The sequence below is a fragment of the Nonomuraea roseola genome (assembly GCF_039535395.1).
Classification (GTDB): Bacteria; Actinomycetota; Actinomycetes; order Streptosporangiales; family Streptosporangiaceae; genus Nonomuraea; species Nonomuraea roseola.
Genome location: NZ_BAAAXC010000014.1, coordinates 342812 through 369526, shown reverse-complemented (window position 1 = coordinate 369526; position 26715 = coordinate 342812). Strand labels below are relative to the sequence as shown.

At 71.0% G+C, this 26715-nt stretch carries 30 protein-coding genes; 15 read left to right on the top strand and 15 right to left on the bottom strand.

Features of this window, described 5'->3' with window-relative positions; all coding sequences use genetic code 11:
- Window positions 1-43: 43 nt before the first annotated feature.
- Complete coding sequence (locus ABFX55_RS20045) at window positions 44-439, bottom strand: hypothetical protein (protein WP_346123140.1); 396 nt, start codon at window positions 437-439, stop codon at window positions 44-46.
- A gap of 120 nt (window positions 440-559) precedes the next feature.
- Here ABFX55_RS20045 and ABFX55_RS20040 point away from each other — a divergent pair, with 120 nt between their 5' ends.
- Window positions 560-1729 carry an AfsR/SARP family transcriptional regulator gene (locus ABFX55_RS20040; protein WP_346123138.1) on the top strand — a complete coding sequence of 390 codons (1170 nt, stop codon included), beginning with the start codon at window positions 560-562 and terminating at the stop codon, window positions 1727-1729.
- 77 nt (window positions 1730-1806) lie between these two features.
- Here the strand turns inward: ABFX55_RS20040 and ABFX55_RS20035 are convergent, their stop codons facing one another.
- The 5 genes from ABFX55_RS20035 to ABFX55_RS20015 all read right to left on the bottom strand — a co-directional run bounded on the left by ABFX55_RS20035 (window position 1807) and on the right by ABFX55_RS20015 (window position 6725).
- A complete protein-coding gene (locus ABFX55_RS20035) occupies window positions 1807-2331 on the bottom strand; it encodes a MerR family transcriptional regulator (protein ID WP_346123137.1) in 525 nt (174 codons plus the stop codon).
- A gap of 10 nt (window positions 2332-2341) precedes the next feature.
- Entirely contained in the window at window positions 2342-3202 is an 861-nt protein-coding gene (locus tag ABFX55_RS20030; protein WP_346123135.1) for an SDR family NAD(P)-dependent oxidoreductase, read from the bottom strand.
- Window positions 3203-3358: 156 nt separating this feature from the next.
- Window positions 3359-4801, bottom strand: coding sequence for an argininosuccinate synthase (gene argG / locus ABFX55_RS20025; protein ID WP_346123133.1), 1443 nt, complete (start codon window positions 4799-4801; stop codon window positions 3359-3361).
- 92 nt (window positions 4802-4893) lie between these two features.
- Entirely contained in the window at window positions 4894-5778 is an 885-nt protein-coding gene (locus ABFX55_RS20020; RefSeq protein ID WP_346123131.1) for an SDR family oxidoreductase, read from the bottom strand.
- Window positions 5779-5780: 2 nt separating this feature from the next.
- Window positions 5781-6725, bottom strand: a complete 945-nt coding sequence (locus tag ABFX55_RS20015) for an EamA family transporter (RefSeq protein ID WP_346123129.1) — start codon at window positions 6723-6725, stop codon at window positions 5781-5783.
- A gap of 76 nt (window positions 6726-6801) precedes the next feature.
- On the opposite strand from ABFX55_RS20015, the gene ABFX55_RS20010 reads away from it, so the two are divergent.
- Window positions 6802-7350 carry a MarR family winged helix-turn-helix transcriptional regulator gene (locus tag ABFX55_RS20010; RefSeq protein ID WP_346123127.1) on the top strand — a complete coding sequence of 183 codons (549 nt, stop codon included), beginning with the start codon at window positions 6802-6804 and terminating at the stop codon, window positions 7348-7350.
- 487 nt (window positions 7351-7837) lie between these two features.
- Here ABFX55_RS20010 and ABFX55_RS20005 read toward each other — a convergent pair whose 3' ends face one another.
- Both ABFX55_RS20005 and ABFX55_RS20000 read right to left on the bottom strand, forming a co-directional pair.
- The gene (locus ABFX55_RS20005) at window positions 7838-8080 is read right to left on the bottom strand and encodes a hypothetical protein (RefSeq protein ID WP_346123126.1); all 243 of its coding nucleotides are present in this window, start codon (window positions 8078-8080) and stop codon (window positions 7838-7840) included.
- A 226-nt stretch (window positions 8081-8306) separates the two neighbouring features.
- Window positions 8307-9158 (bottom strand): helix-turn-helix domain-containing protein, encoded by an 852-nt coding sequence (locus ABFX55_RS20000; RefSeq protein ID WP_346123124.1) that lies wholly within the window; start codon window positions 9156-9158, stop codon window positions 8307-8309.
- 101 nt (window positions 9159-9259) lie between these two features.
- Here ABFX55_RS20000 and ABFX55_RS19995 point away from each other — a divergent pair, with 101 nt between their 5' ends.
- The 4 genes from ABFX55_RS19995 to ABFX55_RS19980 all read left to right on the top strand — a co-directional run bounded on the left by ABFX55_RS19995 (window position 9260) and on the right by ABFX55_RS19980 (window position 12586).
- Window positions 9260-9811: a YceI family protein gene (locus ABFX55_RS19995; protein ID WP_346123122.1), complete on the top strand. Its 552-nt coding sequence runs from the start codon at window positions 9260-9262 to the stop codon at window positions 9809-9811.
- Between the two features lie 170 nt (window positions 9812-9981).
- Window positions 9982-10818 carry an aldo/keto reductase gene (locus ABFX55_RS19990; protein ID WP_346123120.1) on the top strand — a complete coding sequence of 279 codons (837 nt, stop codon included), beginning with the start codon at window positions 9982-9984 and terminating at the stop codon, window positions 10816-10818.
- A 270-nt stretch (window positions 10819-11088) separates the two neighbouring features.
- Window positions 11089-11472 carry a DoxX family protein gene (locus tag ABFX55_RS19985; RefSeq protein WP_346123118.1) on the top strand — a complete coding sequence of 128 codons (384 nt, stop codon included), beginning with the start codon at window positions 11089-11091 and terminating at the stop codon, window positions 11470-11472.
- Between the two features lie 136 nt (window positions 11473-11608).
- Complete coding sequence (locus tag ABFX55_RS19980; protein ID WP_346123116.1) at window positions 11609-12586, top strand: LLM class flavin-dependent oxidoreductase; 978 nt, start codon at window positions 11609-11611, stop codon at window positions 12584-12586.
- A gap of 24 nt (window positions 12587-12610) precedes the next feature.
- Here the strand turns inward: ABFX55_RS19980 and ABFX55_RS19975 are convergent, their stop codons facing one another.
- A complete protein-coding gene (locus tag ABFX55_RS19975) occupies window positions 12611-13600 on the bottom strand; it encodes a GlxA family transcriptional regulator (protein WP_346123114.1) in 990 nt (329 codons plus the stop codon).
- A gap of 123 nt (window positions 13601-13723) precedes the next feature.
- On the opposite strand from ABFX55_RS19975, the gene ABFX55_RS19970 reads away from it, so the two are divergent.
- The 3 genes from ABFX55_RS19970 to ABFX55_RS19960 all read left to right on the top strand — a co-directional run bounded on the left by ABFX55_RS19970 (window position 13724) and on the right by ABFX55_RS19960 (window position 15650).
- Window positions 13724-14191 carry a hypothetical protein gene (locus ABFX55_RS19970; RefSeq protein ID WP_346123113.1) on the top strand — a complete coding sequence of 156 codons (468 nt, stop codon included), beginning with the start codon at window positions 13724-13726 and terminating at the stop codon, window positions 14189-14191.
- A gap of 10 nt (window positions 14192-14201) precedes the next feature.
- Entirely contained in the window at window positions 14202-14945 is a 744-nt protein-coding gene (locus ABFX55_RS19965; protein WP_346123111.1) for a histidine kinase, read from the top strand.
- A 195-nt stretch (window positions 14946-15140) separates the two neighbouring features.
- On the top strand, window positions 15141-15650 hold the full coding sequence (locus ABFX55_RS19960; RefSeq protein ID WP_346123109.1) for a hypothetical protein: 510 nt from the start codon (window positions 15141-15143) through the stop codon (window positions 15648-15650).
- A 50-nt stretch (window positions 15651-15700) separates the two neighbouring features.
- Here the strand turns inward: ABFX55_RS19960 and ABFX55_RS19955 are convergent, their stop codons facing one another.
- Window positions 15701-16321 carry a TetR/AcrR family transcriptional regulator gene (locus ABFX55_RS19955; protein ID WP_346123108.1) on the bottom strand — a complete coding sequence of 207 codons (621 nt, stop codon included), beginning with the start codon at window positions 16319-16321 and terminating at the stop codon, window positions 15701-15703.
- A gap of 113 nt (window positions 16322-16434) precedes the next feature.
- Between ABFX55_RS19955 and ABFX55_RS19950 the strand changes: the two genes are divergently transcribed.
- A complete protein-coding gene (locus ABFX55_RS19950; RefSeq protein ID WP_346123106.1) occupies window positions 16435-17460 on the top strand; it encodes a glycoside hydrolase family 113 protein in 1026 nt (341 codons plus the stop codon).
- 78 nt (window positions 17461-17538) lie between these two features.
- Here the strand turns inward: ABFX55_RS19950 and ABFX55_RS19945 are convergent, their stop codons facing one another.
- Window positions 17539-18063, bottom strand: coding sequence for an EF-hand domain-containing protein (locus tag ABFX55_RS19945; RefSeq protein WP_346123104.1), 525 nt, complete (start codon window positions 18061-18063; stop codon window positions 17539-17541).
- 223 nt (window positions 18064-18286) lie between these two features.
- On the opposite strand from ABFX55_RS19945, the gene ABFX55_RS19940 reads away from it, so the two are divergent.
- Together ABFX55_RS19940 and ABFX55_RS19935 are read left to right on the top strand one after the other, a co-directional pair.
- Window positions 18287-20212 carry a hypothetical protein gene (locus ABFX55_RS19940; protein ID WP_346123102.1) on the top strand — a complete coding sequence of 642 codons (1926 nt, stop codon included), beginning with the start codon at window positions 18287-18289 and terminating at the stop codon, window positions 20210-20212.
- Between the two features lie 107 nt (window positions 20213-20319).
- Window positions 20320-20946 (top strand): TetR/AcrR family transcriptional regulator, encoded by a 627-nt coding sequence (locus ABFX55_RS19935; protein ID WP_183645289.1) that lies wholly within the window; start codon window positions 20320-20322, stop codon window positions 20944-20946.
- A gap of 12 nt (window positions 20947-20958) precedes the next feature.
- Here ABFX55_RS19935 and ABFX55_RS19930 read toward each other — a convergent pair whose 3' ends face one another.
- Complete coding sequence (locus ABFX55_RS19930; protein WP_346123100.1) at window positions 20959-21897, bottom strand: TIGR03885 family FMN-dependent LLM class oxidoreductase; 939 nt, start codon at window positions 21895-21897, stop codon at window positions 20959-20961.
- 113 nt (window positions 21898-22010) lie between these two features.
- On the opposite strand from ABFX55_RS19930, the gene ABFX55_RS19925 reads away from it, so the two are divergent.
- Window positions 22011-22301: a DUF1876 domain-containing protein gene (locus ABFX55_RS19925; RefSeq protein WP_346123098.1), complete on the top strand. Its 291-nt coding sequence runs from the start codon at window positions 22011-22013 to the stop codon at window positions 22299-22301.
- A 39-nt stretch (window positions 22302-22340) separates the two neighbouring features.
- Here ABFX55_RS19925 and ABFX55_RS19920 read toward each other — a convergent pair whose 3' ends face one another.
- Complete coding sequence (locus ABFX55_RS19920) at window positions 22341-22808, bottom strand: MarR family transcriptional regulator (protein ID WP_346123097.1); 468 nt, start codon at window positions 22806-22808, stop codon at window positions 22341-22343.
- Window positions 22809-23086: 278 nt separating this feature from the next.
- Here ABFX55_RS19920 and ABFX55_RS19915 point away from each other — a divergent pair, with 278 nt between their 5' ends.
- Window positions 23087-23248 carry a hypothetical protein gene (locus ABFX55_RS19915; protein ID WP_346123095.1) on the top strand — a complete coding sequence of 54 codons (162 nt, stop codon included), beginning with the start codon at window positions 23087-23089 and terminating at the stop codon, window positions 23246-23248.
- Window positions 23249-23264: 16 nt separating this feature from the next.
- Window positions 23265-24128, top strand: a complete 864-nt coding sequence (locus ABFX55_RS19910) for an alpha/beta fold hydrolase (protein ID WP_346123094.1) — start codon at window positions 23265-23267, stop codon at window positions 24126-24128.
- A gap of 20 nt (window positions 24129-24148) precedes the next feature.
- On the opposite strand, the gene ABFX55_RS19905 is transcribed toward ABFX55_RS19910, so the two are convergent.
- Both ABFX55_RS19905 and ABFX55_RS19900 read right to left on the bottom strand, forming a co-directional pair.
- On the bottom strand, window positions 24149-25033 hold the full coding sequence (locus ABFX55_RS19905; RefSeq protein ID WP_346123092.1) for a hypothetical protein: 885 nt from the start codon (window positions 25031-25033) through the stop codon (window positions 24149-24151).
- Between the two features lie 65 nt (window positions 25034-25098).
- Complete coding sequence (locus tag ABFX55_RS19900; RefSeq protein WP_346123090.1) at window positions 25099-26562, bottom strand: alpha/beta fold hydrolase; 1464 nt, start codon at window positions 26560-26562, stop codon at window positions 25099-25101.
- Window positions 26563-26715: the final 153 nt, after the last annotated feature.

The window sequence follows — 26715 nt, the reverse complement described above, 5'->3', positions numbered from 1 at the left end:
GAGAGGGTGCGGTACGGCGGGCACGCCGTACCGCACCCGGCGTCTAGACGTTGCAGTAGGCGTCGTAGGGCGCCTTGCCCTTCTTGGCGCTGACGACGGCCCCGCCGACGGTGACGCTCAGACGGAGCCTGGCTCCCTTCCTGCCTTCGGCCACGGCCACGATCGCGCAGGTGTCCTGCTTCACCCTGAAGCTCTTCCTGAACGGAACGCGGGCCTTGACCGCCTTGGTCGCCTTCTCCACGGTCGCGGTGTCCTCGAGGTCCTTCACGGAGACGACGGCGTAGCCGACGACGAGCTTTCCGACCTTGGGGCCGGAGAGCTGAGTCAGGGTGAACACCGCCCTGTCATCCACCCGTTCCGCCATGGCGGCGGCGGGGACCGCTGTGAACATCAGACCGGTGGCGAGCGTGGCAACCAGCACCTGCGTGCGCTTCATCACGAAACCTCTTTCGGGAGTTGTCGTCGTTGGGCGGCAACGTAGGAGCAGGGGGTTGCGCGGGCCGTATAGCGGACCGTATAAAGGGCTGTCCACCAGGGCATTTCCCCCACGGAAACAGGCATGGAATTCCGCATCCTCGGTCCGCTCGGCATCGCCAAGAACGGGATCGAGCTTCGGGTTCCCGCAGGCAAGCCGCGACTCCTGCTGGCCGTGCTGCTGTGCCACCCCAACGAGCCGGTGTCCACCGATCGCCTCGTCGACGTCCTGTGGGGCGAGGAACCCCCCAAGTCGGCGGGGGACAACCTGCGCGTGTACGTGTCGCAGCTCCGCAAGCTTCTCGGCGACGCCGGCAGGATCGTCAGGGGGCCGCACGGCTACGCCCTGACCATCGGACCCGGGGAGCTCGACGCCGGCCGTTTCGAGGAGCTCCTCACCGCCGCCCGCGGCTGTGGCGACCCGGTGATGGCCGGCGTGTTCCTGCGCCAGGCGCTCGCGCTGTGGCGAGGCAGGGCCTTGGCCGACGTCGAGCATGTCGACCCGATCGCGGCGACCGCCCTGCGCCTGGAGGAGCGGCGGGCCGCCGCCGCCGAGGACGCCGTCGAGGCCGACCTCGCGCTGGGCCGCGACGCGGAGGCCGTCGCCGAGCTGCGCGGCCTGGTCCAGGAGTACCCGCTGCGCGAGCGGCTGCGCGCGCAGCTGATGCTCGCCCTGTACCGCTCGGGCCGCCAGGTCGAGGCGCTCGCGGTCTACCAGGAGACGCGCAAGGTGCTCGTCGACGAGCTGGGCATCGAGCCTGGCCCCGCCATGCGCGCGCTGGAGATGCGCATCCTCAACGGCGACCCCGACCCCGATCTCGGCGTCACCCCGCCGCGTCCTCAGGTCCAGGCCCCGGAAGGCGGCCCGGTGTGGGGCAGCTGGGTGTGGGCGGCCATCCCGCTGCTGAGCTGCGGGTACGGCACGCCGTGGGCGTTCGTGTACGCCGCCGTCACGCGTCGCTCGCTCGGACTGGGCCTGTGGGCCCTGGCCTACCTCGGGCTGGGCGCCATCTTCCTGGTGATGCCGCTGACCGACGACGACGGGCTGAACAAGCTGGACATCATCCCGATGCTGGCGTTGATCAGCCTGTGGTTCGGCGGGACCTGCCACGCCGTCCTGGTCAGGGAGCAGGTCTTCGCCCGCGACCCTGCGGTGGAGCGGCCTCGCTGGCAGAAGGCGGCGGGCGGAGCCGCGCTCGCGCTCGTCTCGCTGGTGGCCACCGCCGGCTACGTCTGGCTGGAGCCACCCGCCTAGGGGTGCCGTCGGCTGCCTGACCATGGCAGGCGCGACCACCGAGCGGCGTCCCTCACCCCTGCCGGTAGCGCCCGTCGTTACGGCTCCTGCGGCGACGCCGTACGGCCGGTGCCGGTTCCGGAGTCGGACGCCTGGACGTCCGGTCCGGTCGCGCCCCCGTACGTGGCGATCTTGTACTCGACCGCCGAGAGGGAAAGGGTCAGCTCGCGGAGTCGGCGGCGGATGGTGTCGCGCTGTTCGAGCAGCATGTCGAGCCGCTCGGGCTCGGTGTGCTCGCCCGCGTCGACGAGCGAGATGTAGTGCTGCAGGTCGCGCATCGCCATACCGGACAGCCGCATCCTGGTGACGAACACCAGGCGCCGCACCGCTTGGGCGTCGTAGACGCGATGACCGTTGCCGTCGCGGGCCACCTCGACCAGCCCGGCCCGCTCGTAGTAGCGCAGCGTGTGGGGCGAGACGTCGAGGAGCTCGGCGACCTCGGCGATCACCATCGACTCGGGCACGTCGGCGGGCTCGGTGAGGCGGTGGATCGCCTCGACCGACAGCGGACCGTCGTCCCCGAGCATGTCGAGCGCCCTGGTCATCAGATCGTCGGTGGCCATGCCTGCCAGCCTAAATCGGCCGTGCCGATGCGGGGACACCCTCGAAGTCGGCGCTGCGGGCGATCTCGGCCCACCGCTCGACCTCGTCCAGGCCACGCCGGTAGGCACCCGAGAGCCGCTCGACCGCCTCGCGCCCGAGCGGCAGCCGCAGCGGCACCTCGTCGCCGTGCGCGAGGGAGACGATGATCTCGGCCGCCCGCGCCGGGTCGCCTTCCTGGTGGCCGTCGGTCCCTGCCATGTCCGCACGGACGCCGGCGAGCAGGTCACGGTAGGTCCCGGACGTCTCGGCGAACTCGAGCACGTCGGCCGCGTTGAAGTCGGTCCTGAACCGGCTGGGCTCGACGAGCATCACGCGGACGCCGAACGGCGCGACCTCGCCGGCCAGCGCCTCGGACCAGCCTTCGAGGGCGAACTTCGACGCGGAGTACGTCGACACGCCGGGGAACGACATCCGCCCGCCCTGGCTGCTCATCTGCACGATCGTCCCTGTGCCCCGCGCCCGCATCGCGGGCAGCGCCGCGCGGACGAGCGCGGCGGGGCCGAACAGGTGCAGATCCATCAGCTCGCGCAGGTGCGCGTCGCTGACCTCCTCGACCGCTCCGACCACGGCCCTGCCCGCGTTGTTGACGAGCACGTCGAGCTGACCGAAGCGGTCGAGGGTGGCCCGCACGAGGTCCGCGGCCGCAGCGGTGTCGCGGGCGTCGAACCTCGCGATCAGGAAGGTGTCCGGGTAGGTGGCCTCCAGGTCGGCCACACTCTCGGGCGTGCGCACGGCCGCCACCACGCGGTCGCCCGCCGCGAGGGCCGACTCCGCCAGGGCGCGCCCGAAACCACGGGACGCGCCGGTGATGATCCACGTCTGTGTCGTCATGGCGGCGACGCTATGGCTTCGAGCGCGCTCGAACGCAAACCGGCGTGGTGGCCGGCTGCACCACGCCGAGGCGCTCGCGCGCGCACCGGCGCGCACGGCCTGGTCGCCGTCATGCCGGGCTCCTGCCCGATCGATCGGCGGCCGAGCCCGATGCCGTCAGTCGGTCCCGAACTCCATCGCGGCCTGGTCGAGCAGCTCGTCGTGGTCGGGGTTCTCCCCGCGGGACGCGATCGCCTCGGCCCCGCCTTCGGGCAGCACGCCGACGAGGCTGGTCGTCGGGGCGGCACCGATCAGCGCCGGGTGCGGGGTGCCGACCATGCCGAGTCCGGCGTACAGCTCGAGCTTGGCGCGGGAGTCGGCGATGTCGAGATTGCGCATGGTCAGCTGGCCGATGCGGTCGACCGGCCCGAAGGCGGAATCCTCGGTCCGCTCCATGGAGAGCTTGTCAGGGTGGTAGCTGAACGCGGGCCCTGACGTGTTCAGGATGGAGTAGTCCTCGCCGCGGCGCAGCCGGAGGGTCACCTCGCCGGTGACCGCCGTCCCGATCCAGCGTTGCAGCGACTCGCGCAGCATCAGCGCCTGCGGGTCGAGCCAGCGGCCCTCGTACAGCAGCCTGCCCAGCCGCCGTCCCTCGCTGTAGTAGATCGAGAGGGTCTCCTCGTTGTGGATGGCGTTGACCAGCCGCTCGTACGCCACGTGCAGCAACGCCATTCCGGGCGCCTCGTAGACGCCCCGGCTCTTGGCCTCGATGACCCGGTTCTCGATCTGGTCGGACATGCCCATGCCGTGCCGGCCGCCGATGGCGTTGGCCTCGAGCACCAGGTCGACGTCGGAGGCGAACGCCTTACCGTTGATCGTCACCGGGCGTCCCTGCTCGAAGCCGATCGTGACGTCCTCGGCGGCGATCTGCGTGGCTTCGTCCCAGAACCGCACGCCCATGATCGGCTCGACGGTCTCGATGCCCGCGTCGAGGTGCTCGAGCGCCTTGGCCTCGTGGGTCGCGCCCCAGATGTTCGCGTCGGTGGAGTAGGCCTTCTCCACGCTGTCCCGATAGGGGAGGCCGCGCTCGAGCAGCCACTCCGACATCTCCTTGCGGCCGCCGAGCTCGCTGACGAAGTCCGCGTCCAGCCATGGCTTGTAGATCCGCAGGGACGGGTTGGCCAGCAGGCCGTACCGGTAGAACCGCTCGATGTCGTTGCCCTTGAAGGTGGAGCCGTCACCCCAGACCTGCACGTCGTCCTCGAGCATCGCGCGCACCAGCAACGTTCCCGTGACGGCCCGCGCCAGCGGCGTGGTGTTGAAGTACACGCGGCCGCCGGACCGGATGTGGAACGCCCCGCACGCGAGGGCCGCCAGCCCCTCCTCCACGAGGGCGGCCCGGCAGTCGACCAGCCGGGCGACCTCGGCGCCGTAGGCCGTGGCGCGTCCGGGCACCGATGCGACGTCCGGCTCGTCGTACTGGCCGATATCAGCGGTGTAGGTGCACGGCACGGCACCCTTCTCCCGCATCCACGCGACCGCTACCGAGGTGTCGAGGCCTCCGGAGAAGGCGATCCCGACACGTGTGCCGACAGGCAGGGAGGTGAGCACTTTGGACATGTGCAGAAGTATGCACGCTGGCGCATGAACATTCAATTCCTTCCATGAATCAGCTTCGGGATGGCCGGCTCACACCGTCGCAGAGGCGCGGTTCAGCGGTCGTCGGCCGAGGCGAACGCCGCGGCGTGGTCGCGGGCGAAGTCGGCGATGTCGCGCGGGGGGCGGCCGAGAAGGTCGGCGACCGTGTCGGTGGTGAAGTCTCCCCAGCCGGAGGCGTACGCCTGCGCGTACTCCTCGACCATGTCGACGATCCAGCGCGGAACGCCGTAGCCGAGCAGTGTCCTGCGCTTGGCGTCGTCGCTGACCGGCAGGTACGTGACGGGCCTGCCGAGAGCGAGGCCCAACTGGCCGGCGACCTCGTCGAACGTCAGCGAGCGCGGGCCTGTGAGGGTGTACGTCTGGCCGTGGTGGTGATCCGGGTCGTCGAGGAGCACGCGGGCGGCGCACTCGGCGATGTCGCGCACGTCGATCATGCTGAGCCGCGCCGAGGCCATGTTCAGCGAGAACGCGCCGGTGGCGGAGATGTCGCCCGCCTCGTTCAGCAGGTTCTGCATGAACCAGAGCGGACGCAGGATCGTCCAGCGCATGCCGCACCGTTCGGTCTCCCGGTCGGACAGCGCGTGCAGCCTGCCGCTGCGGTTCGGCGCGTCGTGCGCGGCGCCGACGGCGGACAGGCGCACGACGCGCTCCACACCGGCCTGGCGTGCGGCCCACACGGCGTTCATGTTGTTCTCCGGGGCGCGCGGGCCGTTCGGGGTGAGCAGCCACACGTCCTGCACGCCCTCGAAGGCGGGCTGCAGAGAGCGAGCGTCATCGAGGTCGCCGACGAAGACCTCGGCGCCCTGCTCGCGCGGGCCGTCCGCTCTGGACCCTTCGCGGACGAGAGCACGAAGATCCACATCGGCCCCTTCCAGCGCACTCATCAGCGCGGTGGACACGGTTCCGGTGGCTCCGGTGATCAGCACGGTGCGCGACACGCTCATTCTCCTTTGGTGGGGGCGGGGATACGGACCAGGTTGCGGACGACCGCGGGGGTCAGCTGCGCGGCGGCGATCGCGGCCAGCGCGAGCACGAACCCGACGCCCTGCCAGGCCGTCAGGGACTCACCGAGGAACAGCCAGCCCAGGACCGTGGCGACCATGGGTGAGAGCAGGGCGAGGAACGACACGGCGACCACGGGCAGCCTGCCGATGCCGTGGAACCAGACCAGGAAGGACAGCAGGGCGCCTACGACGGACAGCCACGCGTAGCCGCCGATCGCACGAAGATCCAGCCCGGACGGAAGTCCCTCGAAGGCGAGGGCGAGGGGAAGGAGCACGAGACCGCCGGCGGTGAGCTGCCAGCCGGCGATGGTCGCCGCGCCGGCGCCCTCCGGACGCCCCCAACGTTTGGTCAGGACGATCCCGCCGGCCATCACGCCGGCGGCTGCGATGCCGGCCAGGATGCCGAGCAGGTCGAAGGAGAGCTGGCCGCGCAGGACGATCAACCCGACGCCCACCACGCCGACCAGGCCCCAGCCGAGCCGCCAGCGTGTGGGCTTCTCGCCGAGCAGCAGGAACGCCAGGCCGACGACGAGCAACGGCTGGACGGCGGTGAGGGTCGCCGCGATGCCACCCGGCAGTCGATAGGCGGCGACGAACAGCAGCGCGAAGAGCGCGCCGATGTTGAGGGTGCCGAGCACCAACGAGCGCCACAGCCACGTGCCGTGCGGCAGTCTGCGCGTGGCGGCGAGCAGGATCAGCCCGGCCGGCAGCGCGCGGATCACACCGGACACCAACGGGTGGCCGGGCGGGAGGAACTCAGTGGTGACCAGGTATGTGGTGCCCCAGCTGGCCGGGGCGAGCGCGGTCAGCGCGGTCATTCCCAGGGTGCCGCCGGACGGGGGCGCGCTGCCCACATCAGACCGGCTCAGAGCCTGCGTCATCCCATCTCCTTAACATTGAAATGTTCAACGTTGGCGAATGTAGCCGTCTGTTAGCATGGCGTCAAACAGTTTCACGTTGAGATGTTCTGGAGGCGGCAGGCTCGTGGAGGACAACGTCGACTGGCGGATGGACCAGTGGCGGACCGAGCGACCCGACATCGACCCCACGCCGATGGGCGTGGTGGCCCGGATCCAGCGCGCCTGCCGACTGCTCGAACGCGAGCTTCGCGACCACTTCGCCACGCACGACCTGCAGCTGTGGGAGTTCGACATCCTGGGGACGCTGCGCAGGTCCGGGCCCCCGTATCAGCTCACCGCGGGGCAGTTGGTCGAGTCGTCGATGGTCACCTCCGGAGCGATCACCAACCGGATCGACCGGCTCGTCGCCAGGAGGCTGGTGACCCGCGAGGTCGATCCCCTCAATCGGCGCAGCGTGTTGATCACGTTGACCGAGGGCGGCCGGGAGCTGATCGACCGAGTCGTCGTCCACCATGTCGACCTGGAGACGAAGCTCCTCAGCAAACTGAGCGGCCGCGACCAGGAAGATCTCGCCGGTCTGCTGCGCAAGCTGCTCACGAGCCTCGGCGACTACTCGCCAGGCAATCCCCTGAATCCGCCAGACTGACTTGTAGGGACCTCCTGTCACACGGTCCCGGGGAAGCCGGGGAGCACGAGGATGTACTGGTTGACCAGCGCCTTCCGGGGGTACTCCTCTCGCCCGTTGCCGACGTCGGCGAGGGGTGAAAGGTCGGGCCGGACCGGCCGGCTGGAGCGCGGCTCTGGCCGGGATGACCGAGGAGGCGACGGCGAGCAGGAGGCAGATGCCGATGACCGCGCCGATGATGGGCCAGGGAAGGATCATGCCGACGGTCGTGCCGATCATGTTGGTCAGCCCCGCGGTGATGCCGACCAGAGCCGTCACGGCCACCACGATGCCGAGCAGCGCGCCGATCGCGACCACCAGGGTCGACTCGAGGGCGACGCTTCGTCCAGGACTGTGCGCACGCCGACCAGCAGTTCGGCCGCCTCGGCTCCGGATCGTGAGCGGAGATTGACCGCGTAGGCCAGCAGGGCGAGCGTCTCGGCGCTCGCGTCCGTATCGAGGCCGGATCTCAGATGGCCGCGCGCTCGCGGGCCGCCTCCAGCGCGGCACGCATCGCCGAGCGCAACGCCCCATGGTGGGCCGCCAGTACGTGCTGTACCTCGGGGAGTTCGCGTCGGGCTGCGGCGTGGGCGTTGGTCACCAGACAGCCCCAGCGGGCGTGCTCGCCCGTGCAGCGCGCGGACACCAGCCGCTCGAAGAAGCCGGCGATGGCGGGCAGCCCCCGCTCGTCGGCGGCCAGGGCGTCGAACACCGGGCGGGACTGCCGCTCCAGGTAGCGGCGCAGCGCGGCCGCGTACAGCTGGCCTTTGCCGCCGAAGGTCGCGTACAGGCTCGATCGGCTCAGCCCGGTCGCGGTGTGCGCGGGGAGCGGTCCGGGCCGCAGGGATCACCCGCAAGGCCCGGCGTGCCCCCTGCTCGCTTGAGGCGCTGAGGAAGCCGGGGACGCGCGCGCGTCCACCTGGACCCGGAGGCGCGGGTCAGCCGTTGACGACGCGGAGCGTGCCGGGGTGGCGGCCGGCCAGGCGATCGAGCGCGGCCGACGACGTCTCGTCCGCAGGCAGGTAGGCGATCAGACGCTGATCGTCGGCGAGTTCGAGAGCCTCGTACGCGAGGCGCAGCTCCCCGGCCTCCGGATGCGTCCAGCGCTGGGCACCGGCCCGCTCGGGGACGCCCGGCGTCGTGAGCCGCTCGCTGAAAGGTCCGCCGGCCGTGATGGTGAGCTCGTCGACGAGCGCGGCCACGTGCGGGTCTGCGAGACCGGCCGCGTGCTTAAGGGTGGCGACCTGCTGGGTCGCGACGGCGTCCCAGTCGGGGTAGACGTCGCGGGCGCGCGGGTCGGTGAACACGAACCGCAGGAAGCTGGGCTCGGCAGGGTCCAGGAGGCCGCTGGGGCGGGCCAGGCGCTCGAAGCCCGTGGTGTACGCGAGCACCTGCGTCATCCGGTTGATCAGCACCGCAGGGGACGGTTCCAACTTGTCGAGCAGCGCCCGCACCGTCGGCCGGATGGACACGACCGGCGGCTGTGCCGAAGGGCAGACGTACGAGCTGCCGCCTTCGATCGCCTTCGCCAGGAGCCTGAGGTGGAACCGCTCGTCGGTGGACATCCGCAGGGCGTCGGCGAGCGCGCCGAGCACCTGCGGGGACGGATGACGGTCGCGGCCCTGCTCCAGCCGTGCCAGGTACTCGACACTGATCCCACCGAGCATGGCCAACTCGGCGCGGCGCAGCCCGGGAGTCCTGCGCCGGGACCCGTTGGGAAGCCCTACATCGGCAGGGCTGAGGGCCTCCCGGCGGCTGCGTAGGAACGCGCCCAGCTCGTTGTCGCTCACACCTGCAACCTACCGGCCTCCGGCGCGCTCATCGTCGCCCTGTCAGGGCCCGCCTCAGCCCGGCCTCCCTGAGCACCGCCGTCCAGGCCAGATTGGAGGGCATGACTTCTGAGACCATGACGACCACGACCGCTCTGCCGCTCGCCGCCGGTCACTGGACCCTCGATCCGTTCCACTCGGCGGTCGGCTTCACGATCCGCCACCTCGGCATCTCGAAGGTGCGCGGCCAGTTCGGGCGCTTCGAGGCGGACCTCACCGTCGGCGACACCCTCGACGACTGCGTGGTCACCGCCACCGTCGCTCTCGACTCGATCGACACCGGCAACGCCGACCGTGACGCCCACGTCAGCGGCCCCGACATGCTCGACGTCGCCAACCGCCCTGCCATGGCGTTCCGCTCCACCAGGATCGACGGCGACGGCGACGACTGGACCATGGAGGGCGACCTCACCATCGGCGAGGTGACCAGGTCCGTCACCTTCGACGTCGAGTTCGGCGGGGTCGAGGACTCCATCGTGGACGGACGCAGGCACGCCGGTTTCGAGGCGAAGGGTGAGATCCGTCGCAGCGACTTCGGTCTCGGCTTCGCCATGGCCATCCTCGGTGACTCGGTCAAGATCCAGCTCGACATGCAGTTCGTCGAGCCTGAGTGACATGGGCGGGCGGGCCCTGACGCCGGCGCAGGACGGGCTCGCCTGCACGAGCGGCGACTGCCCCATGGCCCGGACGTGGGGCACGTCCGCCGCCACGCGGACACGTAGGACCATGACGATCACCGATGCTGTCATCGTGATCGACTTTGAATGAGAGGGCGAAACCGACAATGACATCGAGCACGTTCCGCATCGGGGGTGAGCTCGGCGTACGGCGGCTCGGGTTCGGGGCCATGCGACTGCCGACCGAACCAGGACCGGATCGGCAAGCCGCCATCGCCGTGGCCCGGCGCGCCGTCGAGCTGGGCGTCACGCTGATCGACACCGCTCACATGTACGGGTGGGGCGCCAACGAGGAACTCCTGGCCGAGGCGCTGTACCCCTATCCTGACGACCTGCTCGTCGCGACGAAGGTCGGGGTCGCGCCCCCGGAGCCGCCGCACGACGCGACGCTCTGCGGACGGCCGGACTTCCTGCGCGATCAGGTCGAGCAGGGCCTGCGCCGGCTCCGGGTCGACCGGCTCGAGCTGCTCCAGCTGCATCGCATCGATCCTGCGGTGCCGCTCGCCGACCAGCTGGGAACGCTGCGCGAGCTCCAGGTCCAGGGCAAGATCGGCCACATCGGGCTGTCCGAGGTCACCGTCGCCGAGCTCGAGCAGGCGCGGCAGATCATCGACGTCGCGAGCGTGCAGAACCGCTACAACCTGCTCGATCGCGAGCACGAGGCCGTGCTCGACGCCTGCGCCGCCGCTGGGATCGCCTTCCTGCCCTGGCGCCCCGTCCACCCCGCGGTGACGACGGCGACGGCCGAGGTCACCGCCGTGGCGGCCGAACTCGGCGCCACGGCGGCGCAGGTCTCGCTCGCGTGGCTCCTCGACCGCTCGCCGGTCGTGCTGCCGATTCCGGGCACCGCCTCGATCGACCACCTGCAGGAGAACATCGCCGCGGCGAGTCTGCGGCTGAGCGTCGACCAGTGGCGACGACTGGATCGGATCCAGCCGCGTTAGGCCATCCGAAGGCCGGCCCCGTCGGCGAGTCGGGGCGGTGAGCGCGCGGACATGTCGGCCACGGCCGCGGCGGGCGCGCGCATGGTGAAGCGGCCCTGCACCGCTCCACTACGGGCACGGGGGTCTCGTCGAAGACGAGCCGGTCGGCGAGACCTCGCGACGCCGCCTCACATTCGGCGGGGCTGTGTCGTCGTACAGCTGGGAGGAGCCCACCATCCCCACTCCGGCCGCAGGACCGGAGTCGCCTACGACCCCTGTAAGGAGAGCCTCATGGACCTCGCTCTGTGGATCATCGCCGGACTGCTGGCCGTTGCCTTCCTGGCCGGCGGCGCCATCAAGCTGACCCTGTCGAAGGAGAAGCTGGCCGCCGCCCCCGGCGGGGGATGGGTCGAAGACTTCAGCGCCGGCACCGTCAAGGTCATCGGAGTTCTCGAGGTCCTGGCCGCGGTAGGCCTGATCCTGCCGGCCGTGCTCGGCATCGCGCCGGTTCTGGTGCCGCTGGCCGCTGTGGGTGTGGTGCTGCTGATGGTCGGCGCGATGATCACGCACCTCCGCCGCCACGAGGCCAAGGTGATCGTGGCGAACCTGGCCTATCTCGTCCTGGCCGGCTTCGTGGCGTGGGGCCGCTTCGGCCCCGAGTCCTTCACCGGCTGACCGGCTGCCGGTCTGGCTGCTGACACGGGTTCTCAGGAATAAGCGGACATAGCGTCCGGTTAGCTCCGGTGCCGTGGGGGCTCGCTCCCGTCGAGGGCGCGGCCACCGTCCCCAAGAAGGAACCAGAAAGGGACGCATGATGGACACCGGCACGATCGGGATCGTCTTCGGTAGCCTCACGCCACCGGAGGAGCTGAGAGAGGGAGCCGCGCTGGCGGAGCGGCTCGGCTTCGGCGAGCTGTGGTTCTCCGAGGACTGCTTCTTCACCGGCGGCATGTCCGGACTGACGCAGCTGCTCGCCGCGACCCGCGCCATGCCCGCCGGACTGGGGCTGGCCAGCGTGATGACGCGGCACCCCGCCGTCCTGGCGATGGAGCTGGCAGGACTGGCCAGGACCTATCCAGGGCGGGTCAAGGCGGCCGTCGGCCTCGGCAACACCCACTGGCTGCGGCAGATGGGACTGCTGCCCCCGCGCCCACTGAGCGCGGTCACCGAGACCTTCGACGTCGTGCGCGAGCTGCTCGACGGCGCCACTGTCGACCGCGGGACCGCCGCACACCACCTGGAGGGCATCCGGCTGGACTTCCCCCCGAAGCAGCCACCGGAGCTGTGGATCGGGGCGGTCAACGAGCGGGCGCTCCGCGCAGCCGGTGGCAAGGCGGACGGGATCCTGCTGTCGGTTCTCGCGAGCCCCGCCTATGTGAACTGGGCCAGGCGGGTGGCCACCCACGCGGGACGGGCCGCGCCGCCGATCACGGCCTTCGTCCTGGCCTCGGTCGCCGACGACGACCAGGCGGCGAGGGACGCGGTACGGGACGCGGTCGGTTTCTTCCTGAAGGCGGAGGCGCACACGGCGCTGGTGGGACAGTCCCGGTACGGCACCGAGATCCGTCGGCGCGTGGCGGCTCTCGGCGAGGACGAACCGCTCGCCGTCGAGGACGCGTGGATCGACGAGTTCGCGGCCGCAGGCAGTCCCGACCAGGTGAGAGGCCGACTGCGGGGGTTGCTCGACTCCGGTGCCGACTCGCTCGGCCTGTGGCTGTTCCCGCCCGACCGTCTCGCGGACCAGTTGCAGCGGCTGGCCGACGACGTCCTCGGCAGGACCTCTCCGTGACCGCGCCCGCCGCGGCCTTCACGCTCAGGTGCCGGGCCTGGGCCCGGCCGCTCGCTGGGCCCGAGCGCGGAAGACGTGCCGGTACGTCTGAGGGGTCATGCCGGTGACGCGTCCGAAGTGAAGCCGGAGGTTGGCGGCGGTACTGAAACCGGTGCGGCGCGCGATCCTCTCGACCGGCTCGTCCGAGGTCTCCAGCAGTTCCTGTGCCAGCCGCACCCTCTGCTGGAGGAGCCAGCGCAGGGGAGTGGTCCCCAGCTTGTCGTGGAAACGGCGAGCCAGGGTGCGCTCGCTCAGCTTCGCCGCCCTGGCGAACTGCGAGACGGTCAGCGGCTGGTCCAGGCGGTCGCGCGCCCACTGCAGCACCGGTGCCAGGTCGTCGCTGTTCTCGGGTTGGACCAGCAGCGGGGCGTGCTGGGCCTGCCCGCCCTCCCGGTGCGGCGGCACGACCATGCGGCGGGCCACCTCGTTGGCGACCGCGGCCCCGTGGTCGCGGCGCAGCAGGTGCAGGCACAGGTCGACGGCGGCGCCCGTGCCTGCCGAGGTGAGGACGTCCCCGTCGTCGGTGTAGAGCACGGCCGGCTCGAAGCGGACCTCGGGGAAGCGGTGGGTGAAGTCGCCGGCGTTCATCCAGTGTGTCGTGGCCGGACGCCCTGCCAGCACGCCGGCGGCGGCGAGGATGTAGGCGCCCGTGCACAGCGAGACGATGCGGCGGCCCAGCTCGTGCGCCTTGCGCACCGCCTCCACCAGGGACGGCGGCGGGCTGGTCTGGACGGCCCGCGCACACGCGGGCACCACGACCGTGTCCGCCTCAAGAAGATCGTCCAGGGTGTGAGGGGTGTGAATCTGCAGCCCGCCGGAGGTCAGCAGCGGGCCTGGCCCGGCGGCGCACAGGCGCAGCTCGTACCACGGATCGACGATGTCGCTGCGGTCGAGGCCGAAGACCTCGCACGGCACGGCGAGTTCGAACGTCGGCATGCCGCTGGTCACGGCGACCGCGACGACGTGTCTACGCATGGCAGGAATCACGGTACACCGCTCGGACCGAGCATGATCCGAGGCGGCCGCCATGGGAAACGCATGAACCCTTCGTGCGTTCCTCATCTGCCTTTTGCGCGCCGTCCGCCCGAGCCTTGAGTCATGGAAACCACGACGCGCGTCCCGGAAGCGACCACCACGACGCCCCGCAGGGGCCATCCCCTCCTGCGCCGCTGGCCGACCCTGGTCGGCCTGGCCTGCGGCGGCTTCATCCTGTTCACCGCCGAACCCTGGCAGGCCGCCGACTTCGTGACCTGGGGCCTGCCGATGCTGGCCCTGGCGTACCTGATCTTCGGGGCCTTCCGAGGGGAGCTGCGCGGGCGCGGCGTGCTCAGCCTGCAGGGCGGCACCCTGGCGGTCTACGCCCTGCTCGCAGTGGCGGCCTTCGCGGTCGCCCCCGACCTGGGCCGCTACCTGGTGGCCGCCGGGTGGGCCGCGCACGCGGCGTGGGACTACTTCCACCACCGCGCCGGTCGGGTGGTGCCCCGCTGGTACGCCGAATGGTGCATCTCGGTCGATCTGCTGGTCGCCGCGTCCGTCCTCGTGCTCCCCGCCGCCGCCGGTGCCTAGAAGGACGCAGGTGCCGCATCCCCAGCACCTGCGCGTGGCCAGGATCGCCACGCTCGCCACCCTGAGCACGGCGATCCTGACGACGCTCGTGATGCCGGGGGCCGGACTGCTCAGGGACGGCGGCACGACCCGTCCGGCCCTGGCCGCGATCGGCATCCTGGCGATCACCGCCGCACAGGCGGGCGTGCTGTACGCCGCCGTCACCCCGCAGATCTCCAGCCGGGCCCTGGCTCGCCTGGTGACCGGCTTCCTGCTCGCCGCGGCCGCCTCGGTGCCCCTGGTGGCCCCGCTGGCCGGCACTCGCTGGCACACCTGGGCCTGGGTGGGCGGCTCGGTCCTGGCCACCGCTCCCTTCCTGGGCGGCAGGTGGCTGCGGATCGGGACGGGCGGCGCCGCCGTCGCCGTCTCGGTGGCGGTCGGCTGGTGGCAGGGCGCGCCTCTCGCCTATGCGGTCATCACGCTGGTCACGGCGCTGTGCGTGGTAGCCGTCAACGGCCTGCACGTGTGGCTGTGGACGCTGCTGCTCGAGGCGGAATCCGGCCGTACGGCGCAGGCCAGGCTCGAGGCGGCCGAGGAGCGGCTACGCCTGGCCCGTGAGGTGTACGACCTCCTCGGCCGCGATCTGTCGGTGATCGCGCTGAAGGCCGAACTGGCCGAGCGCGACCCCGAGCGCGCCGTGCAGGAGGCCGCCGACCTGCACAGGCTGGCCACCGCCGCGCTCGCACGTCGCACGGCCGCCGACCCTCCCGCGTGACGCAGATCGCGCAGGCCGTCACTCCCGCCTCCTGGCTGACCTGCCGGGCCGTCCCGGGGACGCGGTGCGGGGCGTGGCAGGAAGACGACGGATTCTGACAGTCATACGACTCGTGTTCTCGGCCCCGCGTGCCAGCATGAGTGATCGGCCGGATACCGCCCCGCCGCCTCCTGCCGATGAAGGGTGTGATCGGGTATGAGTCTTGCTGACGTGCTGCTCAGCGCTGGGCCGCGGTCCGAGGCCGCTGTCGAGCTGGCCTTCTTCGGCCGGCTCGTCGGCTCCTGGGACGTGGCGGTGACGAACCACCATCCTGACGGCGCCGGCGAGGAGCTGCTGGGGGAGTGGCACTTCGGGTGGGTGCTGGACGGCCGCGCCATCCAGGACGTGTGGCTGGCTCCCAGCCGGGCCGAACGGGCCAGGACCGGGGACGAGAGCGGGGAGTGGGGGGCGACGCTCCGCTTCTACGATCCGCGGATCAAAGCCATCCGTTCCACGTGGATCGGCCCCGCGCGAAGTTGGGTCCTGCCGTTCATCGCTCGTCAGCAGGGCGAGGAGATGGTTCTGGAGGGGACCTTCGACGGCGTGCTGACCCGCTGGGTCTTCTCCGACGTCAAGCCCGGCTCCTTCCACTGGCGCGCCGTCGAGTCATCGGACGGCGGCCGGACGTGGCGGCTCCGCCAGCAGATGGTCGCCAGCCGTCCCTGAGGTCGGCCCGACGGAGACCTCCTGACATGGGTCACGGCGCCGGCGGAAGGTCAGCTCGGGTTCGGACCTCGTCGCCGAACAAGGGGCAGGTACACCTCGTCGACGATCTCGACGAGGACGTCGTCGGGCACGGTAGGCGCCCCGCGCACGACGAACTCGTTCCGCAGCAGGACGCCGGCCACGGTGGCGACCCGGGGATGGAGCGCCTCGGGGCAGGCTTCACCGCGAGCGACCGCGCGGCCCAGGATGGTCAACCAGGGGGCTGCTGCGGCGTCGCCGGACTGATCCTGCAGCTGCGCCAGGAGTTCCGACGCGCCACCCGCCGCGGAGAGCAGCTCGCGCAGGAGCGCGCCGAGGGGGGAGCTCCAGTAGCGGTTGGCCTGGCGTAGCCACTCGAGGACGTCGCCGCGCAGCTCACCGGTGTCGGGGGGAGGGACCGCCGTGGCCAGCCGCCGATAGGCGGCGATGCCGAGCGTGAGGCGGTTCGACCAGCGGCGGTAGATGGCGTTCTTGTTGGTGCCGGCGCGGGCGGCGACCTTGTCCATGGTGAACCCGGCGTATCCCGACGCGGTCAGTTCGTCCGCCGCTGCGCGCAGGATCACCTCCTCCAGGGCCGCTCCGCGTCGCCGCGTCTGCCCGGCGCCTGGCTGCCTCATCGGATCCGCTGTCATGGCCCCTTCCCTCGATCGGTACCGGCCGTACCTCCGCATTCTGCTTGTCATCCCTGCCTATGGGCAACTACGGTACGCCAAGTACCGTAACAACACCCTGAAAGAGGGAGCGCATGCGAGCCAAAGGCATCAGCTACGACACCGGCTTCGTCTACAACGGAGTGATCGGCCACACGCGTTTCGACTCGGAGACGGTCAGGCGCGAGTTGCGCATCATCCGAGATGACCTGTATTGCACCGCGGTCCGCGTCATGGGCGGCGATCCGGAACGGATGGAGCTCGCGGCGGCGCACGCCGCCGACCTCGGTCTCGAGGTCTGGTTCTCCCCCTACCCGCTCGAACTGACCGACGACGAGATGCTGTCGCTGTTCGCCGACTGCGCTGAGCGCGCGGAGCGGCTCAGGCGGCGGGGAGCCGAGGTCGTGTTCGTCACCGGAGCCGAGCTCAGCCTGATGAACAAGGGGTTCCTGCCGGGCGGCGACATCGACGAGCGGATCCAGCTGCTGCGTCAGCCGCATCGCGTGCGCGAGCACATCGCGGAGATCGGCGCACGGGTCAACGACTTCCTCGGCAGGGCCGTGGCGCTCGTCCGTGAGCGCTTCGGCGGCAAGGTGACCTATGCCTCCGTACCGCTTGAGCGCGTCGACTGGGAGCCCTTCGACATCGTCTCCATGGATCTCTACCGGTCGGCCGAGGTCGCCGACCGGTTCGCCGAAGGCGTCCATGGCCTCGTCGCGCAGGGGAAGCCGGTCGCGATCACCGAGTTCGGCGCCGCCGGCTACCAGGGCGCGGGTGACAGGGGCGCTCTCGGGTTGGAGATCGTCGAATACGACAAGGACACCCGTGCGCCTGTTCGGTTGGACGGTGTGTACGCCCGCGACGAGGCCGGTCAGGCCGCGTACCTGCGCGAGCTGCTGGAGGTCTTCGACGCCGGAGGCGTCGACAGCGCCTTCGTGTTCACCTTCGCGCTCCACGACCACCTGCACCGCCCCGACGGCGATCCCCGTGAGGACCTGGACCTGGCCGGCTACGGCATCGTCAAGGTCTACGAGGACCGCCTCGGAGTCACCTACCCCGACATGCTCTGGGAGCCCAAGGCCGCGTTCGCCGCGCTCGCCGACTTCTACCGGGAGCACTGAGCCCTCGCCGAGGCGGCCGACCAGAGCCGGAGTCAGGGAGACTCCTCCGTGCAGAGCCTTTCCGGTCACCGTGCACGGTCAGAGGGCAGGGGGCGTGCCGAAGACGTGGGTGCCGGGTGCTGCGGGGTCGTCGCCCGCCCAGAACTCGCGCCAGTGGAGGATGAACTCCGCGCGAGAGATGGTGCCGTCGCCGTCGGCGTCGAGGCGCGCGAACGCGGCGGCGGTGTCGGTGGGGCGGCCGTTCCATGCCTCGATCATCCGCCGGTACTCGGCCGGGGAGATCCGGCCGTCGCCGTCCTCGTCGACGGCTTCGAACATGACCTCGGCGGTGGCGGCGACGGCGTCAGGCATCCGGCCGAGCAGATCCACGACGGTGAGGACGTCCTCGACCGCGACCGACTCGGGGTCGCGGGAGCTCGCGGCGAGCGTTCCCCACCAGCCGTGCATGATCGACGTCAGGCGCTCCTCATCGCCCGCCGCGCGGACGGACGCCCAGCGCCGCGCGAGAGCCTCGAAATCGCCCTCGCGCAGGATGCCGTCTCCGTCGGCGTCCATCGCGCTGAACACGAGTTCCACCTTGCCCCGCTGAAACGTGCTCGCCATGCGCGGATCGTCCCCTGCGTCACGGCTGACAACCCGTGCCCCAAGGGCTCCATCGCCTTCCCGTGTGGTGACGGAATTTTCACCCTCGGTAATGGGGCGAATGGTGGACCCCCGTGCGTGCGCGAATGTGCGCATCAGGGGTCTTGCTCGATCGTTTCCACGCATGGTACGAATTGGCCCAATATCGGCCTGGTCCGTAATGAGCCCCCCGAGAGGCAAGTGGATGAGAAGGATACGGTTCGCCACGGCGTTGACCCTGGCCATGGCTCTGTGCCTGACGGGCGCGCCCGTCGCGGCAGGCGCGACGCCCGTCGTCGAGGACCTCGGCCCGGCCTCGCAGGTGACCTCGATCAGCGCGGCCGAGTTCGTCGGCGACCGCCTCTACCTGGGCACCGGCGGCATCAAGCCGACCAGGATCGGCGCCTACGACCCCGCGCAGCGCAAGGTCACCTCGATCACCGAGCTGCCCAGCGGCGACGGCACGTGGGCGGCCGCGGCCGTCGGCACCGACCTGTACGTCGGGACCTACACCCCTGGCGACATCCACAAGGTCGACACCCGCACCGGCACGGCCACGAAGGTCGCCGACGTACGGCCTGACAACTTCATCTGGTCCATCGACGCCGCCCCCGACGGCAAGATCTACGCCGGCACCTATCCCAGGGGCCGCGTCGTCGAGTACGACCCCGCCACCGGCCAGACCCGCGACTTCGGCCAAGCCGTCGCGGGCGAGCAGTACGTGCGCAGCATCGCCGTCGACGACACCACGATCTACGCGGGAGTGGGCGCCAAGGCCCATCTGATCGCCATCGACAGGGTCACCGGCGCCAAGCGCGAGCTCCTGCCCGCCGAGCTGGCCGACCGCACCTTCGTGGCCACCCTGGCGCTGGAGGGCGGGCTGCTGGCGGCGGGGCTGTCGGCGACGGGCGACCTGATGCTGATGGAGACCGCCGACCCTTCGCGCCACGTGCTGGTCGACGCGCCCGGCGACTCCTACGTCACCGCGATCGGCATCGACGCGCCCAACAACGACGTCTACTTCGGCACCAGGCCCTCAGGCACGCTCTACCGCTACGACCGTGACACCGCGAAGCTCGACCGGCTGGCGGTGCCGTACGACGGGGCGTCCTTCAATCGCATCTTCGTCGGCGGCGGCAAGGTGACGGGCGTGCTGACCAGCTCGGTCGTGGAGTACGACCTGGCCACCGGCGAGCTCACCGGCGTGGACCTCACGCAGGCGGGCATGCCACCCGCGCCCGAGCTGGCCATGGCGGTCACAGCGACGCGCGACCAGGTGCTGGTCAGCGGCAAGGCGGGCGTGCAGGTGCACGACCTGGCCACCGGCGGCAGCACCCGCACGTTCCTGCCTGGCGAGGCCAAGGCGATGACGGTCGTCGGCAACCAGGTCTACCTGTCGGTCTACACCCTCGCCTACCTGTTCGGCATGCGGCCCGACGGCTCCGACCTGCGCAGGCTGGCCCGCGTCGGCGAGGAGCAGAACCGCCCGCTCGACGCCCACTACGACCCCGTCAGCAGGCGGCTGCTGGTGGGCACCCAGCCCGAGTACGGCCTGCACGGCGGCGCGCTGGCCCTCTACGACCCGCGCGGCGACAGGATCGAGACGTTCAGGAACATCATCGCGAACCAGTCGATCCGCTCGGTCACCGCCAGGGCCGGCACCGCCTACGTCGCCAGCGAGATCAGCGGCGGCCTGGGCACCACCCCGGTGGCCAAGCAGGCCGAGCTGGCCGCCTTCGACCTGCGCACCAAGCGGGTCCGCTGGTCGGTGGTCCCGGTGGAGGGCACGACCGTGATCTCCGAGCTGGTCTCCCACGGCGCCATGCTGTACGGCATCGCCGACACCGGCGTGCTGTTCGAGTTCGACCCGCGCCGCAAGAAGGTCACCAGGACGGTCGCGGTGCCGCTCAGCAAGTCTCGCACCGGCACGATCGTGCGGGCGAGCGGCCGTCTCTACGGCACCGACGGGGAGAGCGTCTACCGGATCGACCCGCTGACCATGACGATCTCGACCGTGGTCGACGGGCTCGCCGCGCAGGCCTACGGCTCCCAGCCACTGCTCGCGGCCGCTCCCGACGGGGCCGCGCTCTACGCCCTGCGCGGCCGCAACCTGGTGCGCATCGTGCTCTGAGCCCGGCTCACGCTCCTGTGCGGCCGCCGGCCGTACAGGAGCGATTTGACCGGTATTTGTCGATCACGTGATTGGCCTGGCCGACGTCGGATTCTAGGGTCACCAGTATGACGTCAGTAAAGGGGGGTGAGCGGGAGCGCATCCTCAACGCTGCGACCAAGCTGTTCGCCGCGCTCGGCTACGACGCGACCGACATCGGGCAGATCGCTGAGACAGCCGGGTTGAGCGCGAAGGCCGTGAGCTCCCACTTCGGCGCCAAGCGTGACCTGTACATAGCCGTCATGGAGCGCGCCCACACCCTGCACGCGGCCGTCGTGAAGGAGCGGATCAGAGACCTTCAGGTCGCGCCGCCCGAGGACAAGGTGGCCGCGGTGCACAGGTTCATCGACGCCTACATCGACTTCGCCGCCGAGCATCCCGAGGTGCCGTCACTGTGGATGCACCGGTGGCTGTCGGACGCCAGCGACGTCAGCAGCCTCGAGGCGCAGTATGTCCAGCCGCTGGCCGAGTTCGCCATCGAGAACATCATCCCGGCGTCGAACGTGGAGCACGCCGACGTGCACTACACGATCAACTCGATGATCTGGTGCGTGCACGGGTTCGTCCTCAGCGGCGTGTTCGACGCGGCGGCGCAGCGGCGCGGTCCTGACGACCCGCGCGCCATGCGCCGCTTCCGCGCCCACATGCACCAGATGATCCATCGAACGCTCGGGCTGCCCGGTTCGCCGCCGTGACCGGGCGGCCGCTCACTTGACGATCTCGGCGAAGGCCTCGATGAACGGGCGCTGCTCCTGGCCGACATGGTGCAGGAAGATCTCGTCGAAGCCCTGCTCGGCGTAGGAGTGCAGGAGCTCGGCGTGGCGGCCCACGTCGGCGGAGACGTGCACGACCTCGGCCACCTTCTCCGGCGGGACGTCACGGGAGACGATGTCGAACAGCTCCACGCGGTCCAGGTCCCAGCAGACCGGCGGCGCGAACACGTTGGAGCGCCACTGGTCGTGGGCCAGCCGCAGCGCCTCCTCCTCAGTGGGCGCCCAGCTCAGGTGCACCTGCACGCGCAGCGGGCCACGTCCGCCTGCCTCCCTGTAGGCGCGCGCCACGCTCTCGGCCTGCGGCCCGCCCACGGTGATCAGACCGTCGGCCCACTCGGCGCACCAGCGCGCGGTCTCCTGGCTCACGGCCGCCCCGACGAGGTGGGGCGGCTCGGCAGGGAGCGTCCACAGCCTGGCCCTGTCCACCGTGACCAGCCCCTCGTGCGTGACCTCCTCGCCGGCCAGCAGCGCCCTGATCACCTCCACGCACTCGCGCAGGCGGGCGTTGCGCACCTGCTTGCGCGGCCAGGGGGCGCCGGTGATGTGCTCGTTGGACGCCTCGCCGCTGCCGAGCGCGGCCCAGAACCTGCCGGGATACATCGAGGCGAGCGTGGCGATGGCCTGCGCGATGATCGCGGGGTGGTAGCGCTGCCCTGGGGCGTTGACGATGCCGAAGGGCAGCGACGTCCGCTCGAGGGCGGCGCCCAGCCAGGACCAGGCGAACCCCGACTCGCCCTGCCGCTCGCTCCACGGCGAGAAGTGGTCCGACGACATGGCAGCGCCGAAGCCGGCCTCCTCGGCGGCCGCGACCGCGTCGAGAAGCGCTCGGGGCGAGACCTGCTCGTGCGAGGCGTGGAATCCGTACGTAGGCATGGCGCCGCTGCTACCCGATCACATCCGCGGCGAACCTCCTCGCGCTCATCACACGTCTGGGTGGATGCTAGAGATATGTCCGCATCGTCACTTTTGTGACATTTGGAGTCGTCATGAAGACCCAGGAATGGACCGTCAAGATCCTCATCAGCGAGGACGACGAGGACAAGCGCACCGCGGCCACCGCCGTGCTCTACGCCCTCGGCAACAGGAGGCACGAGAGCGTCGGCCACGCCCGCCGCAACCCCGAGGACCGTCCCGTCCCCGAGATCGGCGACGAGCTGGCGGCAGGGCGCGCCCTGATGGATCTGGCCGAAAAACTCCTCGGTGACGGGGCCGAGGACATCGCCGAGCTGTCGGGACCCGCCCGATCGGGAGGTGCGACACTCACCCCATCGCCTTGATCGAGGAAACCATCCAGGCGGCGGCGCCGGTCTCCTGCGCTACAGGTGTCTGGCGGATTCGCTGATCCTGTCGCGCATGGGACGGCGGCTCAGGGCCTCCAGCGCCTCGTCGACCAGGCGGCTGAGCGGGTAGGGCAGCTCGGCGTCGAGCTCGGCCGCGGCGGCGCTGGTGGCGGCCCACTCCCTGTCGAGGGCCGGCAGCAGCGCCTCGGCCCTGCTGGTCGGCCGCACGATGCGCTGGCGGGCGTCGGCGCCGGGGGAGAGGGTGACCAGCTCCTCCTTGGCCATCTGCGCGACGGTCTGGCTGGCGGCCGAGTGCGTCACGCCGATGGCGCGGGCCAGGTCGCGGATGGAGGCGGGGCCTTCGGCGGCGAGCTGGCGCAGGATCGGGGTGAAGCGGGGGCGGAAGCCCTCCAGCCCGAGGCTGGGATAGAGCGCCGTGACCCCGTCGTCGAGCAGGTCGAGGAGCAGGCGCAGCCGCGTGCCCAGCAGCTCACTGGATTCCATGGCCCCTCACTCTAGGGGCGCGTGGCCGCCTCGATGCCGTCCAGCAGGACCGTGAGCCCCGACTGGAAGGACTGCCTGGCGACGGCCTCCAGGCGCCGTGGCCTCGCTCTCCAGCCACAGCGCCATGGGGAAGCGCTCGGCGAAGTCGGGCGCGACCTCCTGCAGCGCCAGGCAGCCGCCGCTGGACGAGTCCGCGCGCAGGCGGGGGAGCGGCTCCTGCAGGCCGTACGGCAGGCGCGGCTGCCTTCAGGCGAGCTCTTCGCCTGGATCGCGGGGGAGTGGGGCAGGGCAGGGCGCCGCGCAGGCACCTGGTCGACGACAGGGGCGTCGCCAAGCGCTCCATCGACTTCGCCGGCTACTGGCGGCTCAGGCTCACCCAGGACGACGCCCCCACCCCCGAGGACCTCGCCGAGGCCGCCGAAAGAGTGGAAACCGGCTGACCGTACGATCTTTGCCATGGACATTCCCCGCGTTGCGCACAGGTTCGTCGAGGTCGAAGGGGTACGCGTCTTCTACAGGGAGGCCGGGCCGCTGGACGCGCCGGTGCTGCTGCTCCTGCACGGCTTCCCCTCCGCCTCGCACCAGTACCGCAGGCTGATCGACGCGCTCGGCACCAGGTACAGGGTGATCGCCCCCGACTACCCCGGATTCGGCCACACCGAGGCCCCCGAAGGGTTCTCCTACACCTTCGACAGGCTCGCCGACATCACCGAGGGCTTCATCGAGCGGCTCGGGCTGGCCAGGTTCGTGATGTACGTCTTCGACTTCGGCGCGCCTGTCGGCTTCAGGCTGGCCGAGCGTCACCCCGAGTGGATCGCGGGCCTGGTGGTCCAGAACGGCAACGCCTACGAGGAGGGGCTGTCGGACGGCGCCCGCTCCTTCGTCGCGCTGTCGCCCGAGCAGCCCGGCGCCGAGCAGACCATCAGGGAACTGCTGACCCTGCAGGGCACGCGCGGCCAGTACGAGGGCGGCACCAGCGACCCCGAACTCGTCGCCCCCGACGGCTGGACCCTCGACCAGCACTTCCTCGACCAGCCGGGACGGGCCGAGGCTCAGGTCGCCCTCGCCTTCGACTACAAGTCGAACGTGGAGAGCTATCCGCGCTGGCAGGCGTGGCTGCGCGAGCACACGCCGCCCGCGCTCGTCGTCTGGGGCCGCAACGACCCGTTCTTCCCCGAGCCTGGCGCCCGCGCCTACCTGCGCGACCTGCCGGAGGCCGAGCTGCACGTCTTCGACACCGGGCACTTCGCCCTGGAGGAGAACCTGCCCGAGATCGCCCCGCTCGTCGCGGACTTCCTCGACCGCGCCTGGAAGCGTTGATTTCGTGAGGGCGTGGGCAGTCAGGCGCGGCGCCCCGACGCCTGGGCCAGCCTGCCGTTGTCGCGCAGGATCCGCAGGGCGTCGACGGTGACGGCGCCGCGCCAATCCAGCGCCCCCGCCTGGGAGATCGTCGCGTAGTCGACGGCCCACCCGCCGTCCTCCCGCTGCAGGCTCTCCAGCCGGTCGAGGTCGGCGGCCACCGCCTCGGCCGTGAACAGCCGGCGTGAAGGCAGGCCTGGAGAGGGGGAGAAGTCCAGCGGGCGCAGCATCTCGTGCTCGGTGCCGCCCTCCACGTGCATCTTCCCGTCGGGCGGCACGAACGCGCCCAGGCGGTCGAGCAGGTCGGAGGCCGAAGGCTGGGTGTCGAGGAAGCGCACGGCGAAGGCCAGGACGTAGGCGTGAGGCCGTTCCTTCAGCGAGGAGATGGCCTCCAGGCAGTAGGCGCTCGCCCGCGCCAGCCACGGGTGCGCGGCGACGGCGGGGTCATGGGTGGCCACCCGCCAGGCCGCCGCCGCCGTCACCGCGGTGATCTGCAGCGACGACTCCGAACGGTCCGCGCCCTGCCACCACGGCGCCGTCGCCTGCGCGACCGTCAGCGGCAGCGCGAACGGCAGGCCGCCGTCGGGCCGCGTCACCGTCTGCAACCAGTCGCACAGCTCGGCCGCACGGGGGCTCGGCGCCTGCTCGAACACCTCGAAGGCGTGCAGCGCGGAGCCCGGCTGGCTCTCGGGCGAGCGCAGGTCCGGCTCCAGGCCCCAGCCGTATCCGCCGTCGGCGTTGCGGTAACCCTCGAGCGCGGCCAGCGCGCCGGCGGGGTCGCCCTCGCCCATCAGCAACTCGAAGCGGCGCCTGTCGAGCAGCCGCGCGTGACCGGCCATGAAGGAGGCGACCTTGTCGATATCCATGTCGCCATCCTTCCTCAGCCCTGACCTGCGGTCTTGTACATATCAGCCACCTGGGGCGGCCCCGTTCACTCGGCGGGGCAGACGGTGCCAGGCCCCGGCAGCCTCAGCGTGGTGAGATACCTGGTGGCGTGCTCGATGGGGCACTTCTTGCCCGACAGGTACATCACATGCCCGGGGCCGTCGTAGCCGACGGTGACCGAGCCGGGGATCATCGCGGTGAAGCTCTCGGTCCACGCCTGGTCGCCCCAGGTGCTGCCCACCCCCAGGAACGGCGGCAGTCCGCGAACCGGCAGCGGGCGCGAGGGGTTGGCCACCCGCAGCGGCCACCCTGCGCAGCCCAGCGCGTCGAACGCGGCTCCGCCGAAGTTCGGGGAGATCTCTTTCGCCTGCCGACGGGCCTCCTGGAACTGGGCGTATCCGGTGTAGCCGCGTTCGTCCCCGCACGTCATCGCGAGCGCTCCCGGCATGCTCCAGACGCGCGCGTTGCCGAGAGCGACGTCGGCGAATCCGGAGCCGTCCCCACGCCTGGCCTTGTCCACCGCGTCGGCGAAGGCCAGCCACCGGGAGTTCCCCTGCCCGGGGTCCCCGACGAAGCCGAAGCTCCTCAGATGCCCTCCGGTCAGCTTCCCCTTCCCGAACTCCGAGGACGTGACCGGGATCGGCACGCGATCGGCGCCCCGGACGAGCTCGCGCCAGACCGCTCCCGCGTCCTCGCCGTGCAGCGCGCAGGCGGTGGTGTCCGCGCACCAGCCGGTGAACCTGCTGAACACCTGCTCCATGCGACGCAAGGCCAGCAGTCCCTGCTCGGGCCAGCCCTCGGTCTGGTTGATCACGCCGTCGAGGTACATGGCCCGGATGCGCTGAGGGAACAGCCGGGCATAGGCGGCCGCGGGCACCCCGCCGTAGGAGTTGGCCATGAGGCTCAGCCGCTCCTCGCCCAGAGCCTTGCGGACCGCCTCCATGTCCCTGGCCACCGACAGGGAGTCCATGTGGGCGAACAACCCGCTCTTGTCCTCTTTCGCGCATGCTGCGAAAGCCTTGGCCATCGTGGTGGCCAGCGACTCGTACTGCCTGCGGTTCCTGGGCTCGTGCAGGGAGACCCCTGGCCGCCTGCATACCTGCGGCAGCTGATCCCTCCACACGGCAGGGCGGGGGTCGTAGGCGACGAGGTCGAACCGTCGGCGCAGCTCGGTGAGGTCGCCAGCCGCGCGTTTCAGGTCCTCGATGCCCTTGGCGCCGGGGCCGCCGGGGACACCGAGCACGCTGCCGATCCTGCGCGCCGGCTCGGTGGCGGGCAGCCGGGCCAGATCCAGCCTGACCCGCCGCCCCGCTGGTCGGGCCCAGTCCACGGGCACCTCGATGGCGGCGCATTCCATGCCCGCGGGCAGGTCCTGGCCCGTGCACGCCTGCCACCTCGGCCGGCCGCTCCCTGACGCCTCCCCCTGAGCGGCGGAGGCCGCCGATGGCGTCATCCCTGCCAGCGCCGCCATGGTCACACCAACGACCAGCCATCCGGTCCTGCCGGGCATGCGCGACTCCTCTGTCTCGATGGCGATTGCTTCGCCGTGTAGGAGCCACGCTCGCGAAACCGGTCGGCCGATACCACCGGGACGCCCGCCGTACCTCTTTCGGGATGTCCCCCGGGGGTTGGCCGGCTGGTCCGCCCGGCTCGGTGTCGGTCA